General features: G+C 71.9%; 13 protein-coding genes. 6 read left to right on the top strand and 7 right to left on the bottom strand.

Annotation, left to right across the window (positions count from 1 at the left end; all coding sequences use genetic code 11):
- Positions 1-8: 8 nt before the first annotated feature.
- The 3 genes from BMY19_RS13920 (at position 9) to BMY19_RS13910 (ending at position 3,815) form a co-directional block, all read left to right on the top strand.
- A complete protein-coding gene (locus tag BMY19_RS13920; RefSeq protein WP_100252072.1) occupies positions 9-896 on the top strand; it encodes a 2-hydroxy-3-oxopropionate reductase in 888 nt (295 codons plus the stop codon).
- Between the two features lie 44 nt (positions 897-940).
- Positions 941-2,542, top strand: coding sequence for a galactarate dehydratase (garD, locus tag BMY19_RS13915; RefSeq protein ID WP_100252071.1), 1,602 nt, complete (start codon positions 941-943; stop codon positions 2,540-2,542).
- Between the two features lie 76 nt (positions 2,543-2,618).
- Positions 2,619-3,815 (top strand): PepSY-associated TM helix domain-containing protein, encoded by a 1,197-nt coding sequence (locus BMY19_RS13910; protein ID WP_100252070.1) that lies wholly within the window; start codon positions 2,619-2,621, stop codon positions 3,813-3,815.
- A 113-nt stretch (positions 3,816-3,928) separates the two neighbouring features.
- On the opposite strand, the gene BMY19_RS13905 is transcribed toward BMY19_RS13910, so the two are convergent.
- From BMY19_RS13905 to BMY19_RS13880, 6 genes are all read right to left on the bottom strand, one after another.
- Positions 3,929-6,109, bottom strand: a complete 2,181-nt coding sequence (locus BMY19_RS13905; protein ID WP_100252069.1) for a TonB-dependent siderophore receptor — start codon at positions 6,107-6,109, stop codon at positions 3,929-3,931.
- A 426-nt stretch (positions 6,110-6,535) separates the two neighbouring features.
- Positions 6,536-7,174, bottom strand: coding sequence for a TetR/AcrR family transcriptional regulator (locus tag BMY19_RS13900; protein ID WP_100252068.1), 639 nt, complete (start codon positions 7,172-7,174; stop codon positions 6,536-6,538).
- Complete coding sequence (locus BMY19_RS13895; protein WP_020093189.1) at positions 7,171-7,470, bottom strand: hypothetical protein; 300 nt, start codon at positions 7,468-7,470, stop codon at positions 7,171-7,173. The genes BMY19_RS13900 and BMY19_RS13895 overlap by 4 nt, the downstream gene beginning before the upstream one ends.
- A 386-nt stretch (positions 7,471-7,856) precedes the next feature.
- Positions 7,857-9,707, bottom strand: coding sequence for an NADPH-dependent assimilatory sulfite reductase hemoprotein subunit (locus BMY19_RS13890; protein WP_100252067.1), 1,851 nt, complete (start codon positions 9,705-9,707; stop codon positions 7,857-7,859).
- Positions 9,708-9,969: 262 nt separating this feature from the next.
- A complete protein-coding gene (locus tag BMY19_RS13885) occupies positions 9,970-11,739 on the bottom strand; it encodes a diflavin oxidoreductase (RefSeq protein WP_100252066.1) in 1,770 nt (589 codons plus the stop codon).
- A 111-nt stretch (positions 11,740-11,850) separates the two neighbouring features.
- Positions 11,851-12,366 (bottom strand): Lrp/AsnC family transcriptional regulator, encoded by a 516-nt coding sequence (locus tag BMY19_RS13880; protein WP_010686224.1) that lies wholly within the window; start codon positions 12,364-12,366, stop codon positions 11,851-11,853.
- 265 nt (positions 12,367-12,631) lie between these two features.
- Here BMY19_RS13880 and BMY19_RS13875 point away from each other — a divergent pair, with 265 nt between their 5' ends.
- Genes BMY19_RS13875 through cysN form a run of 3 tightly spaced genes read left to right on the top strand, consistent with a single transcriptional unit; the run spans position 12,632 to position 15,824 of the window.
- Entirely contained in the window at positions 12,632-13,459 is an 828-nt protein-coding gene (locus BMY19_RS13875) for a phosphoadenylyl-sulfate reductase (RefSeq protein WP_100252065.1), read from the top strand.
- A complete protein-coding gene (gene cysD / locus BMY19_RS13870) occupies positions 13,456-14,418 on the top strand; it encodes a sulfate adenylyltransferase subunit CysD (protein WP_091926378.1) in 963 nt (320 codons plus the stop codon). Before BMY19_RS13875 ends, cysD begins: the two co-directional genes overlap by 4 nt.
- Positions 14,418-15,824, top strand: a complete 1,407-nt coding sequence (cysN, locus tag BMY19_RS13865; protein WP_100252064.1) for a sulfate adenylyltransferase subunit CysN — start codon at positions 14,418-14,420, stop codon at positions 15,822-15,824. The genes cysD and cysN overlap by 1 nt, the downstream gene beginning before the upstream one ends.
- A 174-nt stretch (positions 15,825-15,998) precedes the next feature.
- Here cysN and BMY19_RS13860 read toward each other — a convergent pair whose 3' ends face one another.
- The gene (locus BMY19_RS13860; RefSeq protein WP_244534917.1) at positions 15,999-16,913 is read right to left on the bottom strand and encodes a fumarylacetoacetate hydrolase family protein; all 915 of its coding nucleotides are present in this window, start codon (positions 16,911-16,913) and stop codon (positions 15,999-16,001) included.
- Positions 16,914-17,019: the final 106 nt, after the last annotated feature.

Genomic DNA, 17,019 nt, shown 5'->3' with positions numbered 1-17,019 from the left:
TCGTATCCATGAACATCGGATTCATCGGCCTCGGCATCATGGGCACGCCCATGGCCGGACACCTGATCGCGGCGGGCCACAGCCTGTTCCTCAAGACCCGGCGCAGCGTGCCCGAGGCCCTGCTCGCGGCGGGCGGCACCGCCTGCGACACCGCCGCCGAGGTCGCCGAGCGCGCCGACACGATCATCCTGATGCTGCCCGACACCCCGGACGTGGAGCAGGTCCTGTTCGGCGCGGGCGGCGTCGCCGAGGGGCTGTCGCCCGGCAAGACCGTGATCGACATGAGCTCGATCGCGCCGCTCGCCACCAAGGATTTCGCCGCCCGGATCGTCGAGCGGGGCGGCGCCTATCTCGACGCGCCGGTCTCGGGCGGCGAGGTCGGGGCCAAGAACGCCGCGCTCTCGATCATGGTCGGCGGCGAGGCCGGGACCTTCGCGCGCGCCGAGCCCCTGTTCGCCGCGATGGGCAAGACGGTCACGCATGTCGGCCCGGTCGGGTCCGGACAGGTGGCCAAGGTCGCCAACCAGATCATCGTCGCCCTGACCATCGAGGCGGTGGCCGAGGGGCTGCTCTTCGCCTCGAAGGCCGGCGCCGACCCCGCCAAGGTGCGGCAGGCGATCACCGGCGGGCTGGCCACCTCGCGGATCCTGGAGCTGCACGGCGCGCGGATGATCGAGCGGACCTTCGATCCCGGCTTCCGCATCGGCCTGCACCAGAAGGACCTGAACCTCGCCCTGGACAACGCCCGGACGCTCGGCCTCAGCCTGCCCGCCACGGCGCTGGCGCAGCAGCTGTTCTCGGCCTGCGTGGCCCAGGGCGGCGCGGCCTGGGACCACTCCGCCATGGTGAAGGCCCTGGAGGCCCTGGCGAACCACGCGGTCGGCGACGCCGCCTGATCCCGACAGGAGCCCGGACGGGCGCGAGACGGAAGGAGCATCCGATGCAGGCCGAGATCGAAGCCCCGACCCGCCCGCACCCGGCCGGCGCGGGGGCCGGAGGGGCCGCAGGGGCCGCCGGCGACGTGCCGCGCACGATCCGCCTGAGCGACAGCGACAACGTCGCGATCGTGGTCAACGCCTTCGGGCTGCCGGCCGGCACGGTGTTCCCGGACGGGCTGGAACTCGTCGAGTTCGTGCCGCAGGGCCACAAGGTGGCGCTCACCGACATCCCGGAGGGCGGCGCGGTCCGCCGCTACGGCGAGGTGGTGGGCATCGCGACGCAACCGATCCCGCGGGGCGCCTGGGTGGAGGAATCCCGCGTCGCGACGCCGGTCGCCCCCGCCCTCGACGCCCTGGAGATGGCCACCCGCGTGCCGGCCCCCCTGCCCCCGCTCGAGGGCTACACCTTCGAGGGCTACCGCAACCCGGACGGGTCGGTGGGTACCAAGAACATCCTGGCGATCTCGATCAGCGTGCAGTGCGTCGCCGGCACGCTCGACGTGGCGATCCGGCGGATCAAGCAGGAGCTGCTGCCGCGCTTCCCCAACGTCGACGACGTGGTCGGCCTGACCCACGCCTACGGCTGCGGCGTCGCCATCAACGCCCCCGAGGCGGTGGTGCCGATCCGGACCCTCCAGAGCCTCGCGCAGAACCCGAATTTCGGCGGCGAGGTCATGGTCGTCGGCCTCGGCTGCGAGAAGCTCGTCTCGGAGCGGCTCCTGCCCGACAGCGGCGCGGCCGGCGACGGGGTGGTGCGGCTGCAGGACGAGCGCCACCACGGCTTCTCGGCCATGATCGACAGCATCCTGACCATGGCGGAGGCCCGCCTGGAGGTGCTGAACCGCCGGACGCGCGAGGCCTGCCCGGCCTCCGAGCTGGTGGTCGGCCTGCAGTGCGGCGGCAGCGACGCCTTCTCGGGCGTCACCGCCAACCCGGCGCTCGGCTTCGCGGCCGACCTGCTGGTCCGCTGCGGCGCCACCGTGATGTTCTCCGAGGTGACCGAGGTGCGCGACGCGATCCACCTCCTCACCCCGCGGGCGAAGAGCCCGGAGGTCGCCGCGGCGCTGGTCCGCGAGATGGCGTGGTACGACGCCTACCTCGCCAAGGGCGAGGCCGACCGCCGGGCCAACCCGTCGCCGGGCAACAAGAAGGGCGGGCTCAACAACATCGTCGAGAAGGCGCTGGGCTCGGTCGCCAAGTCGGGCACGAGCGCGATCTCCGGGGTCCTGGCGCCCGGCGAGCGCGTCCGCGAGAAGGGCCTGATCTTCGCCGCGACGCCGGCGAGCGACTTCGTCTGCGGCACGCTGCAGCTCGCCTCGGGCATCACCCTGCAGGTCTTCTCCACCGGCCGCGGCACGCCCTACGGCCTCAGTCAGGCGCCGGTGATCAAGGTCGCCACCCGCACGGAGCTGGCCGAGCGCTGGTCCGACCTGATCGACCTCGATGCCGGCCGCATCGCCACAGGCGCGGCGACGATCGAGGAGGTCGGCTGGGAGCTGTTCCACCTGATCCTCGACGTGGCGAGCGGGCGCAAGCGCCCCTGGTCGGACCGGTGGGGGCTGTTCAACGACCTGACCCTGTTCAACCCCGCGCCGATCACCTGAGACTCACCGGCGGGACGGCGTTGCGTCCCGCCGCGTCGTCAGCGTGGCCGGACTCTGCTAGGCAGCCGGCACCGCCATGACGCTGCCGATTCCCTCCCTCCGGACCCTGCTCTTCCGCCTGCACTGGGCGCTCGGCCTCACCGCCGGCCTCGTCCTCGCCCTGATGGGCCTGACCGGGGCGCTGATGAGCTACGAGGAGGCGGTCACCGCCTTCGCCAACCGCGACCGGCTCGAGGTCGCGCCCGGCGGGCGGACGGCGCTGCCCCCCGCGGCGCTGGCGGCGCGGATCGACGCGCAGGCGGGCGGCCGCGTCGCCAACGTGCTGACCCTGTCGGACGACCCGCGCGCGAGCGTCCACGTCCGCTTCGCCCGCGACCCCGAGACCCGCGCGCGGCCGCCCGCCGCCTACGCCGACCCCTACGACGGCGCGCTGCTCGGCCCGGTGCGGCTGGAGGGCGCCTTCACGACGGTGCGGGACCTGCACCGCTGGCTGCTGCTGCCCGGCGGGTCCAAGGGCTGGGGCCGCACGGTCACGGGCGCCTGCACCCTGGCGCTGCTGGCCTTCCTGGCGACCGGCCTCTACCTGCGCTGGCCCCGGATCCACCGCTGGCGGATCTGGCTGAAGCCGGCCCTGTCGCGGCCCGGCCGGCCGCGCTGGTGGTCGCTGCACGCCGTGGTCGGGACCTGGCTCCTGCCGGTCTACCTGGTCATCGCGCTGAGCGGCCTGACGTGGTCCTACCCGTGGTTCAAGGACGGCGCGACGCGGCTGCTCGTGGGCGCCCCCGACGCCGCGAAGCCGGCCGGCCGCAGTGCCGCCGGAAAACCGGCCGATCCCATTGCCGACGGCGCGGCCGTCGACCGCGCCTGGGCGGATTTCCGGGCGCGGACCGGCGCGGAGGCCGGGACGGCGGTCCTGACCCTGCCGGGCGCCGACACGAAGGCGATCCGCATCCGCTGGCTGCCGAAGGGCGTCGACGCGCCGAGCGCCCGCAACGAGATCCGCTACGACCCCGCCACGGGCGCGCTGCTGGCCTCCGAGCGGGCCGCCGACGCGCCGCTGGGCCGGCGCCTCCTGGACAACGTCCTGGAGGTGCATCGCGGCCGCTTCTTCGGCGACCTCGTCGCGCTGCTTTTCTGCCTCGCGGCGCTGGCCATGCCGGGCTTCGCGGCGACCGGCCTGACGCTCTACGTCCTGCGCCGCCGCGCCGGCGCCTGCCGCAGGACCGTCGCGGCCGGGGCGCCGGCGGGCGCGGTCCGCACGGCGAGCCCCTGACGGCGGGCCTCCGGCGGCGCCAGCGTTCGATGACACCCACCCCGTCGCGCGGACGGCGGGGCGGCGATCCGCGTCCCGACGGGCCCGGCCGCTCGGGCGATGCGGCCCGCCCGTCAGAGCCGGGCGGTGATCGTCGCCAGCACCGTGAACGGCGCCCCGGGGGTGTTGTTGGTCGCGTTGGTCGGCGCCTCGATGTAGCGCGCGTTCGTCAGGTTGCGCATGTTCACCGACAGGCGCCAGTGGGCGTCGAAATCGTAGTACACGAGCGCGTCGAGCCGGTTGTAGGCGCCCACGGTGAAGCTGTTGTCGAGGTCGCCGTAGCGTCGGCCGACATGGGTGACGCCGAAGCCGAGCCCGAGCCCGCGCAGCGGGCCGTCCTGGAACGCGTAGGTCGTCCACAGGCTGCCGCTGAACACCGGCACGCCGGTGAGCCGGTTGCCGACCGCGAAGGTCGTGTCCTTGGTGATCCGCGCGTCGATCAGGCCGACACTGCCGATGATGCTCCAGCCGGGCAGGATCTCGCCGGCCAGATCGGCCTCGACACCCCGCGACCGCTGCTGGCCGGTGATGACCGAGAAGGTGGGATTGCGCGGGTCGGTGGCCGCGACGTTGTCCCGGACGATCTGGAAGGCGGCCGCGCTCAGGGTCAGGCCGGGCGTGAGATCGACCCGGGTGCCGGCCTCGACCTGCTCGCCCGTGCTGGGCGGGGGGCTCGCCACGTTCAGCACGCTGGCGGTCTGCGGCAGGAACGACGTGGCGTAGCTCGCGTAGAAGGTCAGCGGCTCGAACGGCCGGTAGATCAGCCCGACCCGCGGCGAGGCGCCGAACAGGGTCTGCTCGGGCGGCTGGGTCCGCGAGGCCGGCTGCCGGTTGAAATAGTACTGGCTGCCGAGATCGAACCGGGCCCCGACGACGAGCTGCAGGCCCGGCGCCAGCACGATCTGGTCCTGGACGTAGAGCCCGAACACCTCCAGCTTCTGCTTCAGGTCGGCCTGGAACTGGAGCGGCTGGAAGGCCGCGCCGAACATCGGGTTGAGGAAGCTGACCGGGGCGAGGTTGCCCTGCTGGGAGAAGGCGTGGCGGAAGCCGTTCGAGTACTCGAACCCGAGGAGCGCCGTATGGGCGAAGCCGAAGGTGTCGAACTTCATCACGGCCTCGGTCTGGCTGTCGACCGCGGCGAAGCGCGAGTTGACCGTGGCTTCGCGCCGGCTCAGCAGCGTGCCGGCATTGTTGACCGATAGGGCACGGGCGGCGAACACGTCGAACGTGCCCCATTGCCCGGCGATGACCTGCCGGAGCGTCAGGTTCTCGTTGACGTCGTGCTCGGCCCGCATGGTGATCGTGTTGAACGCGCCGAAGTAGCGCGAGGACGGCTCACCGTAGAACCGGCCGATGTTGTCGAGCGGGACGCGGCCGCGGAAGGCCACCAGCCCCTCGTCGTACTGGGTGTGCTGGTTGGTGAATTCCGAGTTCACGTAGACCCGGGTGTCGGCGCTCGGCGTCCAGCTGAAGGCCGGCGCCACGAAGACGCGCCGGTTCGTGTCGCCGCCGTAATTGCGGAAGGTCGGATCCTCCTGGGCGGCGAAGCTGAGACGCGCGGCGAGGCCCTCGACGGCGGGCAGCGCGCTCGACACGGAGCCCTGGAAGCGCCGGAAGCCGAAGCTGCCGCCCTGCACGCTCGCGTCGGCCGTGGGCTCGAAGGTGGGCCGGCGGGTCACGATGTTGATGACGCCGCCGGGATCGCCCCGGCCGAACAGCACCGAGGCCGGGCCCTTGATCACCTCGACGCGCTCGGCGTCCACGAGGTCACGCGTGACCGGGTAGAAGTTGATGGCCGGATCGACCAGCACGCCGTCGACGGCGAAGACCTGCGTGGAGAAGCCGCGGATCAGGTAGTTCTGCGACCGTCCCTGCACCGTGCTGCCGAGAACCACGTTGCTGACGTTGGTCACGGCATCGGTGAGCCGCAGGTCCTGCTGGTCGGTGATCACCGAGCGGGACACGACGTTGATCGATTGCGGCGAGTCGCGCACCGGCGTGTCGGTGCGCGTGGCGGTCGCCGAGCGCGTCGCCCGGTAGCCCACGACGGGACCGTCGGCCCGCTCGCTGGCCGGGCCCGTGCCCGCAACGCTGAGTTCGGAGAGCACGACCTCGTCGGCGGCCGGGTCGGATTGCGCGCGGATCTCCGTCGGCGCGAGCAGGAGGAGCGACGTCGCGAGTCCGGTGCTGCAGATATTCAGGCGCGACCGGCAGTATTTGATGCGATCGACTGCGTCGATCCGGGCGGCGTGCATGATTTAAAATCGTTCTCAAGAGCGGCGTATCGACGCGGTGCGGTGTTTCTAGAGTGCAAACGCCGTCCTTTCTCAACGCCGATCCCGAAAGCCGCGGGTGACGCGCGCATCCTCGGCCCGGATGTGGCGCGGAAGGCACGCTTTGAGGGGCAATGCTTTGAAATCATTCAAAGATGCCAACTACAGAGTGTGTAATGCGTGGCCTTCGCAACCGGCTGAATCCCGGGCCGCGGGCCGACTCACGCCGTCGCGTCTGTCAGGGGACCGCGCGGGATCGCCCGGGAGAACGGCCGGCCGGCCCGCGCGAGGGGGGAAACGCGGACCGGCCGGCGTACCGCGCGCCGTGTCCGGCGCGCGATCGTCGATGGCGGTTCGACCGGCGCGCCGCCGGTGCTTCCCGAGGGCGCGGCAGCAGCGGTGCCGGGATCAGCGGCCGGCGTGTCGGCCCGCGTGCGCCGGGGCCGACAGGCGACCGTCGAGCCCGGCGTCGAGGAGCACGTGGAGCTGGGCGATCGCCGCGGCGACGTCGTAGTCGGGCAGCGCGGCCCGGCCGACGACGATCCCCTTCATCAGCGGCGCGAGCAGGGCGTAGAGCCCGGCCGGATCGCATCCCGGCGCGGTGGCGAGCGCCGCCAGGGTCGCCACGAACCAGTCGCGGCTCTCCGCCTCGGTCCGCGCCGTCATGGCGGCGATGTCCGGGTTGCGGGTCGATTCCGACCAGATCTCCACCCGCAGGGTCGCGGCCTCGCGGGTGATCGACGCGAAGTAGCGGGCGATGATGCCCAGCAACGTCCCGCGCGGGTCGCCGCTGCCCTCCATCTCGGCGACCAGGAGCGTGCCGCGCTCGCGCTCGCGCTCCACCAGCCCGAGGACCAGGGCCTCCTTGGATTCGAAGTAGCGGTAGAAGTTGCCCGGACTCATCGCGGCCTCGCGGGCGAGGTCCTGCATGGTGGTGCGATGGAAGCCGTTGCGCGCGAAACAGGCCTCGGCGGCGTCGAGGATGTGCGCGCGCCGGGCGGACGGGTCGCCGCGGGCCTCCGCCCTCCTGTCCGCCGCGACGGTCACGATCCCGGCTGCGCCGTGACGGCGACCGGGGCGACGCGGCTCTGGTCCTTGCCCAGGCTGGCGACCGCGCAGGATTGCGGTCCCTGATGCAGGTCCGCGCAGATCCGGGCCTGCCAGCCGTCCGGGCCGGCGCCCGTCCAGTTGATCAGGGCCAGCCAGGCGAGGGCCAGGACGGCGCCGAAGGTCAGGTTGGCGGGGGTGCAGACGGCGCGGACGAGGGCGAGGGCGCCCGGGCCGCGGGCGCCGAAACGCTCGGCATCGAGATCGGACCAGCGGCCTTCGAGGGTGAGAGCCATCGCGCGCTCCTGTTTGCCTCACCCTTATAATGAACGTTCATTCTCATGTCAATGAACGTTCATTCTCATCGGGGGCGATGGGTTGCGACGGCAGCGCACCGCTGGGGCGGGGATATGCGAGGGCGGGAATCTACCGGGCGTGCCGGCGCGAGCGCGGCCGGGTCTCCGGCGGCGGTTCCGGTTTTCTCGGAACGGCCGTTCGGATCCACGCGTGGGCGGGGAGCTCTTCCGGGGCTCGGATCCCTCGCGCCGCGGCCCGGCCGCCCGGGATCGGCGCGCGGCTCCGGTCAGGGCAGGGCCGCGACCCGCATTCCCCTGCCCTGCCGCCGCGGCCTCGCGGTCCCGGCGCGTCCGGAAGCGCCGTCCCGGACGCGCGCGGCCTTTCGTCAGCCGAGCGTGGCCGGCTTGAGGGCGCCGGTCCGCTCGTGGAAGTCCGGGCCGTTGGTGGTCCGCGCCACGTGGCCGGCGCGGATCAGGTAGTCGCCGAAATGCTCGCCCGGCTGCCGGCCCTGCGCGTAGTCGGCGAAGAGCGGGTCGAGGGTGTCGCGGATCTCGGAGGCCGCCACGTCCTCCCGGTAGAGCTTGCTGAGCCGCGAGCCGTCGTGGGCGGCGCCCAGGTAGAGGTGGTAGCGCTCGGGGCCGCGGCCGACGAGGCCGATCTCCGAGATGAACGGCCGGGCGCAGCCGTTCGGGCAGCCGGTGGAGCGGATCGTGATCTCCTCCTCGGCGAGCCCGTGGGACGCGAGGCTCTCCTCCAGCTCGGTCATCAGGTCCGGCAGGTAGCGCTCGCTCTCGGCGAGCGCGAGGCCGCAGGTCGGCAGGGCCACGCAGGCGATCGAGCTGCGCCGCAGCGCGCTCGCGCCCCGGGTCAGGCCGTACTCGTCGACCAGCGCGTCGATCTCGGCGCGCTTCTCGGCCGGGACGTTGGCGATGATGACGTTCTGGTTGCCGGTGAGGCGGAAATCGCCCTGATGCACCTCGGCGATGCGGCGCAGGCCCGAGAGGAACTGCGCGCCGCCCGCGATGTCCTTGATCCGGCCCGAGGGCACGTAGAGGGTCAGGTGGTGGCGGCCGTCGTCGCCCTCGACCCAGCCGTAGCGGTCGCCGTTGCCCGTGAAGGTGAAGGGCTTGGGCGCGCCGAGCTTCTTGCCGGCGCGCTTCTCGACCTCGGCCCGGAAGGCGTCGAGGCCGTAGCGCTCGATCGTGTACTTGAGCCGGGCGTTCTTGCGGTTCTTGCGGTTGCCCCAGTCGCGCTGGACGGTCATCACCGCCTCGGCGACCTTCAGGGCGTCCTCGGGCTTCACGAAGCCCATCACGTCGGCGGTGCGCGGGAAGGTGTCGGGCTCGCCGTGGGTCATGCCCATGCCGCCGCCCACCGTCACGTTCCAGCCGGTGACCTGGTTCTTCTTGTCGAGGATCGCGATGAAGCCGAGGTCGTGGGCGAAGATGTCGACCTCGTTGGAGGGCGGCACCGCCACGACGGTCTTGAACTTCCGCGGCAGGTAGGTCCGGCCGTAGACCGGCTCGACCTCGGCCTCCTCCTCGCCGCCGACCACGCGCTCGCCGTCGAGCCAGATCTCCCGCCACGCGCTGGTCTTGGGCAGCAGCGAGTCGGAGATGTCCTTGGCGAGCTGGTAGGCGGCCTTGTGGGCGCCGGTCTGAGCGGGGTTCGTCGCCGCCATGACGTTGCGGTTGACGTCGCCGCAGGCCGCGATCGTGTCGAGCAGCGCGCCGTCGATGGCCGCCATCGTGCGCTTCAGGTTCGACTTGATCACGCCGTGGTACTGGAAGGTCTGGCGCGTGGTCGCGCGCAGCGCCCCGCCCGCGTAGGTCCGGGCGATGTCGTCGAGGATCAGCCACTGCTTCGGGGTGATGACGCCGCCGGCGATGCGCAGGCGGATCATGAAGCTGTAGGCCTTGTCGAGCTTCTTCTTGGTCCGCTCGGGGCGCAGGTCGCGGTCGTCCTGCAGATACATCCCGTGGAACTTCACGAGCTGCCCGTCATCCTCCGAGATCGCCCCGGTGGCGTGCTTGAGGAGGCCGTCCGCCAGGGTGCCGCGGAGGTAGCCACTGGCGATCTTGATGTGCTCGTTCGCCGCGAGCTTCTCCGCGCGCGCGGCCTCGGCATCCGTGATCGGGCGCGTCGTCGGCGGGGTCTCGTAGACGCGCTTGGCCGGGGCGGTGGTCGGGCCGGGGGCCGGGGTCTCGGCGGCGTCGCGGGGGCTGTGGTCGTCCATGGGGTGAATCCGTCTGTCTGAACGCGTCTCCCAGCCCCCGCGTCAGGGGTGGGTGTCGAGCGGAGCGCGCGCCGGTTCACGGAAGGGGCGGGATCCGCGACGGTTCCCCTCTCCCCGGCGGGAGAGGGTCGGGGTGAGGGACGCGCCCTCTCCGGAAAGACCTGGATCCCTCACCCTGTCCCTCTCCCGCCCGGGAGAGGGGACCCGCGCCCCGTCCTGCTCCGCTGCAATCTCGATCCTGTGGCCTCGGAAGGCCGATCCGTCAGTAAACGTCCTGCTGGTAGCGGTGGCTGCGCTCCAGCGCCGCGACCTGCGCCTCGGCTTCGGCGGCGCTGAGGCCCTTCGCGCTCTGGTACGCGCCCACCACGGCGGCGCGCACGTCCTTGGCCATGGCCTTGGCATCGCCGCAGACGTAGAGATGCGCGCCCCCGTCCAGCCAGGAGACCAACTCCTGCGCGTGCTGGGTGATCCGGTCCTGAACGTAGACCTTCTCCGGCTGGTCCCGCGAGAAGGCCACGTCGATCTTCGTGAGCGACCCGTCCTCCAGGGCGTCCTGCCACTCGAGCTGGTACAGGAAGTCGTGGGTGAAGTGCCGGTCGCCGAAGAACAGCCACGACCGCCCCGGGGCCTCCACGGCCCGGCGCTCCTGCACGAAGGCGCGGAACGGCGCGACGCCGGTGCCCGGGCCGACCATGATGATGTCGGTGGCCGGATCCTGCGGCAGGCGGAAGTGGCGGTTCGGCTTCAGCCGCACCCGCAGCTTGGCGCCGTCGCGGATCCGGTCGGCGACGTGGACCGAGGCGACGCCCGAGCGGGCGCGGCCGTGGGTCTCGTAGCGCACCGCCGCGATCGCGAGGTGGACCTCGTCGCCCACCTCCTTGCGCGAGGAGGCGATCGAGTAGGCCCGCGGCGGCAACGGCCGGGTGATGGTGCCGATGTGATCGGCCGTGAGCTTCGCCGGGTAGGTCTCCAGCAGGTCGATCAGGTGGCGGCCCTCGATCCAGGCCTTGGCCTCGCCGCTGTCGATGAGCGTCTGCGCCTCCGCGTGGCCGGTCGCCTTCACGAAGCGCTCGATCGTGGCGGCCGACAGCGTGGTGATGTCCCGCTCGGCGAGCAGCGCCCGGCGCAGGGCCTCGTCGCCGGAGAGCCCGGCGGCGTTCAGGATCTCGTCCACGAGCTGCGGGTCGTTCTCGGGATAGATCTCCAGCGAATCGCCGGGCTCGTAGGCCGGCGCGCCGTCCTCGAAGGCGAGCGCGAGGTGGATCGTCTCCTTGTCGGAGCGCGACGAGTTGAGGTTCACGTGCTCGACGACCTCGACCACGACGGGCTCGCGGCTCGGCTCGGCGTCGTCGTCCTCGCCGGCGCCGGCGCGGGCGAAGTCCACCGCCACGACGTTGTCGGGCTGCTCGGCCGGTGCGAGCGCCTTCAGCGCGCCCTTGATCCAGTCGGCGGCCGGCTTCTCGAAGTCGAGATCGAGGTCGGCCCGCTCGGCGGCGCGCTTGGCGCCGAGCGCCTCGAAGCGCGCGTCGAGCGCCTTCCCGATGGCGCAGAACTCCGCGTAGGACGTGTCGCCGAGCGACAGGACCGCGAACTCGACGCCGTCGAGGCGCGGGGCGCCCTCCCCCATCAACTCGCCGTAGGCCCGCACGGCCCGGGCCGGGGGCTCGCCCTCGCCCCAGGTGGCCGCGATGGCGATCAGCTTGCCGGCCTTGGGCAGGGTCGCGACGTCGAGGTCGGCGAAGTCCACCACCTTCGGCTTGAAGCCCTGCTTGCGCGCGAGCTTGGCGACGTTGCCGGCGAGCGCCTCGGAGTTCCCCGATTCGCTGGCGTAGATCACCGTCAGCGGCGCGGCGGCCTTGGGCGGGGCGGCCGGCACCGCGGCCGGCTGGCCGCCCGCGGCGTCGAGGCCCGCCAGGAAGCCGGCGAGCCAGGCGCGCTGCGTGGGGCTCGCGGTGCCGAGCACCGCGTCGAGGCTGGCGCGCTCGCCGTCCCCGAACGGGGCGGTGCGCGGGAGGAGATTCTGGCGGGACATCACGGGACCATGTCGGGGCCGGCGCGGCCGGTGTCAATCGAGAAACGTTCGTTTTGCAGAACGGGCGGCGTATAGGACATCACGTTCGCTGCACTGCGAAAAAAGAGAATATCATTCTCCAACCACAGCGAGGACGGGGGCCGTCCCCGGCAGGTGCCGCCCGTTCTTCGGGGGCGCCGGCAGCGGCAGGGCCGTGGTGGATTTCACCTTCTCCATCGCGAAGCGGGAGGTGACGTTCTTGAGCGGCAGCACCGCGATGAGGTGCTTGTAGAAGCTGTCATAGGCTTGCATGTCGGCGACGACGACCCGCAGCATGTAGTCCACGTCGCCGGCCATCCGGTAGAACTCCAGCACCTCCGGCATGGCCGAGACGGTTGCGGCGAAGCGCTGCAGCCACTCCTGGGAATGGTCCGCGGTCTCGATGGAGACGAACACGGTCAGCCCGAGGCCCAGCTTCACCGGATCGAGCACCGCCACGCGCCGGTCGATGACCCCGTCGGCCTCCAGCTTCTGGATGCGCTTCCAGCACGGGGTCTGCGACAGGCCCACGCGCTCGCCGATCGCCGCGATGGAGAGCGTGGCGTCCGTCTGCAGCAGGGCGAGAATCTTCAGATCGATCGCGTCCAAAGCTGTCTCCGTGGGCTTCCGCCGCGCGCGGGGCGCGAGCGCATATACGTGTCTACCGGGACCGGTGAGAAGAATCTTTTACCTCGGGCCCATGCTGCCCGCGCCGGAAGCTGTGCGCAACCGCACGCCGAACCGCCGGTCCGACCCCGCCAAGCGCGCCGGGGCGCCTTGACTTCGTTCGGTATAGCGAACATTTCGACCGCTCGACAACAGGCACGGCGCTGGCCGTGGCCTTTCCACCACGCGAACCCCGGGACATGGCGCGATGACCCGTCCGGACCGACAGGCGGCCGACTCCCTCGCGGAGCGGCTGTCCGGGCTCGACCTTCCAGGCCGCCTCCACCTGATCGCCGCCGAGATCCCCGGCCGCCTCGTCTTCACGACGAGCCTCGGCGTCGAGGACCAGGCGCTCACCCACGCGCTGGCCATGGCGGGCCTCGCGAAGGGTCGCGTCGAGATCGTCACCCTCGATACCGGCCGCCTCTTCGCCGAGACCTACGACACGTGGACCGAGACCGAGTCGGCCTACGGCATCCGAATCACCGCCTACGCCCCCGAACGCGCGGCCGCCGAGGATTTCGTGCGGAGCGAGGGCATCAACGGCTTCCGGCGCTCGGTGGCGGCCCGTCAGGCCTGCTGCGGCTTCCGCAAGGTCGAGCCGCTGGGCCGCGCGCTCGCCGGCGCGAGCGGTTGGCTCACCGGCCTGCGGGCCGGCCAGTCGGCCAACCGCGCCGCGACGCCGCTCGCCGCGTTCGACGCGGAGCGCGGCCTGATCAAGCTGAACCCGCTGGCCGACTGGTCGCGGGAGCAGGTCGACCGCTTCGTGCGCGACAATTTCGTGCCCTACAACGTCCTGCACGATCGCGGCTTCCCGTCGATCGGCTGCGCCCCCTGCACCCGCGCCGTGAAGCTCGGCGAGCCCGAGCGGGCCGGCCGCTGGTGGTGGGAGCAGGAAGACAAGAAGGAGTGCGGCCTGCACGTCGGACGCCCCGGTGCGGCCGTGCAGCCGGGCCAAGAGCCCGCGATCCTCGAGCCCGCCGCCTTCGAGACCACCCCGAATCAGACAGCCCGCCAGCCGGAGTTCGCCCGATGAGCGCCGCCCTCGCCGCCGCCGTGCAGCCGAGCGCCCCCACGCCCGCACCGACCGCCGCCGACCGCCTCAGCCATCTCAAGCGGCTGGAGGCCGAGAGCATCCACATCTTCCGGGAGACGGTCGCCGAGACCGAGAACCCGGTGATGCTCTACTCGATCGGCAAGGATTCCTCGGTGCTGCTGCACCTCGCCCTCAAGGCCTTCGCGCCCGGGCGGCTGCCGTTCCCGCTGCTCCACGTCGACACGACGTGGAAGTTCCGCGAGATGATCGCCTTCCGCGACGCCCGCGCCAAGGAGCTCGGCCTCGACCTCCTGGTCCACACCAACCCGGACGGGCTCGCCCGCGGTGTCGGGCCGGTGAGCCACGGCTCCGAGGTGCACACCGACGTGATGAAGACGCAGGCCCTGCGGCAGGCGCTCGACAAGCACAAGTTCGACGCGGCCTTCGGCGGCGCCCGCCGCGACGAGGAGGCGAGCCGCGCCAAGGAGCGGATCATCTCCCTGCGCACCGCGCAGCACCGCTGGGACCCGAAGCGCCAGCGCGCCGAGCCCTGGCACCTCTACAATCTCAAGAAGAAGCGCGGCGAGTCCCTGCGCGTCTTCCCGCTGTCGAACTGGACCGAGCTCGACATCTGGCTCTACATCGAGCAGGAAAACATTCCGATCGTGCCGCTCTACTTCGCCAAGGAGCGGCCGGTCGTCGAGCGCGAGGGCCAGCTCATCATGGTCGACGACGAGCGCCTGCCGCTCGCGCCGGGCGAGACCCCGCAGCAGCGCCTCGTGCGCTTCCGGACGCTCGGCTGCTACCCGCTCACCGGCGCGGTGGAGAGCGACGCGGCCTCGCTGCCCGAGATCATCGGCGAGACGCTGGCGGCGCGCACCTCGGAGCGGCAGGGCCGGGTGATCGACAAGGACGGGGCCGGCGCCATGGAGCGCAAGAAGCAGGAGGGCTATTTCTGATGACGCTCCACCAGGCTCCCACGGCCTTCACCGACCGGGCCTCCGGCTACGCGGCGTTCCTCACCGCCCACCGCAACAAGGCGGTGCTGCGCTTCATCGCTTGCGGCTCGGTGGATGACGGCAAGTCGACCCTGATCGGGCGGCTCCTGCACGACACCAAGCAGATCTTCGACGACCAGATCTCGGCGCTCCAGCGCGACTCGCGCAAGCACGGGACGCAGGGGCAGGAGATGGACCTCGCGCTGCTCGTCGACGGCCTCCAGGCCGAGCGCGAGCAGGGCATCACCATCGACGTCGCCTACCGGTTCTTCTCCACCGACAAGCGCTCCTTCATCGTGGCCGACACCCCCGGCCACGAGCAGTACACCCGCAACATGGCCACCGGCGCCTCGACGGCCGACGTGGCGGTGATCCTGGTCGACGCCCGCCAGGGCCTGACCCGGCAGACGCGGCGCCACGCGCTGCTCGTGTCGAATCTCGGGATCCGCCGCGTCGTGCTGGCGGTGAACAAGATGGACCTCGCCGGCTGGGCGCAGGGCACCTTCGACGGCATCGTGTCGGGGTTCTCGGACTTCGCCCGCGGGCTGAATTTCTCCGAGGTCAAGGCGATCCCGCTCTCGGCCAAGAACGGCGACAACGTCGTGGACGCGGGCGTCGCGGCGCCCTGGTACACGGGCGGCACCCTGCTCCACTACCTCGAGACCGTGCCGGTCCGCGCGGAGGCGCTGAACGCGCCGTTCCGGATGGCGGTGCAGTGGGTCAACCGGCCCAATTCCGAGTTCCGCGGCTACAGCGGCCGGATCGCCAGCGGCCGGGTGCGGCCGGGCGATTCGGTGACGGTGCAGCCCTCCGGCCGGACCTCCACGGTGGCGCGGATCTACACCGCCGACGGCGACCTGCCCGAGGCCGGCGAGGACGAGTCGGTGACCCTGGTGCTGGCCGACCAGATCGACGCCTCCCGCGGGCAGGTGATCGTGGCCACCGACGCGCCGATGCGGGTCACCGAGACCCTCGACGCGCGCCTGTTCTGGGCGGCCGAGACCGATCTCAGTCCGGGCGCGAGCCTGCTCGCCAAGATCGGCACCGCCACGGTCACCGCGACCGTGGAGCGGATCGCCTCGCGGATCGATCCGGAGACCGGCCAGCCCGGCCCGGCCGAGCGCCTGTCGGCGAACGACATCGCCGACGTGGCGCTCCGCCTCGACCGGGCGGTGGCGGTCGACGCCTACGCGGAGAACCGCGAGACCGGCAGCCTGATCCTGATCGACCGCGAGACCACCGATACGGCAGCCCTCGGGCTGGTCCTGGCGCCGAAGGCGGGGGCCGCGCATGCGGCGACGCCCGGTGCGAAGCCCGCGGACGGGGGCGGCTTCCTCGCCCGTCTCGGTCGCCTGTTCGGGCGCTGAGGACGGGCGCGGGCCCCTCTCCCGCACGGGAGAGGGGTCGGCCGCGCTTCGTATCCGTGATGACGATGCGGGTCGCATCGATCGGAGGACGGATCAGGCCAGCTTGAAGCGCAGCTCAACGAGCCCTTCCAGCTCCGACACGACCTCGTCGCCGGGCTTCAGCCACGCCCGGTCCTAGCGCGGGATCTTCTCGCCGAAGATCACCCCCTGCGGGGTGCCCGTGTAGAAGATGTCCCCCGGCTTGATCGTCATCACCTTCGACGCGAAGCTGATCAGCTGGCGGCAGTTGAAGATCATGTCGTTGGTGCTCCAGTCCTGGCGCACCTGGCCGTTGACCAGCGTCTTGAGCTTCAGGTTGTTCGGGTCCTTCACCCGGTCGGCGGTCACCAGGTAGGGGCCGAGCGGCGCGAACCCGTCCGAGGTCTTGCCGATCATGAACTGCGAGGTCAGCGTCTGGAGGTCCCGGGCGCTGAAATCGTTGCCCGTGCAGTAGCCGGCGACATAATCGAGGGCGTCCGCCTCGGACACGTTCCGGCACTCGCGGCCGAACACCATCACCAGCTCGGTCTCGTAGTCGAATTCCCGCGCCGCCTGGGTCGGCAGCGCGATCGTGCCGCCGTGGTGGTTCAGGGCGTTGTTGTATTTGTTGAACAGCGGCGGATCCTTCGGGATCGGCGTGCCGGTCTCCTCCGCGTGGTGGCGGTAGTTGAAGCCCATCATGATGATCTTCTCGGGCCGCGTGACCACCGGCGCGTAGGCGATGCCGGATTCCGCCAGCAGGAAGCGCCCGTTCTGGAGGAGGTCGTCCATGTCGGCGGGAGCCGGCATCCCGAGGGCCCGGCCGGCGGCTTCGACGTCGAGCACGCCGTCCTTCGTCTTCACCCCCAGGGCGTAGCCGTCGCCACGGCGCATGTTGAGCAGCACCATATCCCGGGGCATGCCGAAGGGCGCGGGCGCGGGCGCGGGCGCGGGCGCGCTCGGCTTGCCGGGCCCGGGCGCCGCCGTGCGCTCCTCGGCGGCCCGGGCCGGCGCCGCGGCGGCGGCGAGGCCCGCGGCCGTGGCGGTCAGGAATTCGCGTCGGTTGCCCATGCTGGCTCTCCTCCGGTCGGCCCGTCTGGTCGCGGGCGTGATCCGGGCGGGAGCCTGCACGGCTGGCGCCGCCGCCGCCAGGACCCGGGCGGGCGCCGGGTGACGG

Source organism: Methylobacterium sp. UNC300MFChir4.1, assembly GCF_900110155.1.
Lineage (GTDB): Bacteria > Pseudomonadota > Alphaproteobacteria > Rhizobiales > Beijerinckiaceae > Methylobacterium.
This window is presented reverse-complemented; position numbering and strand designations above follow the sequence as displayed.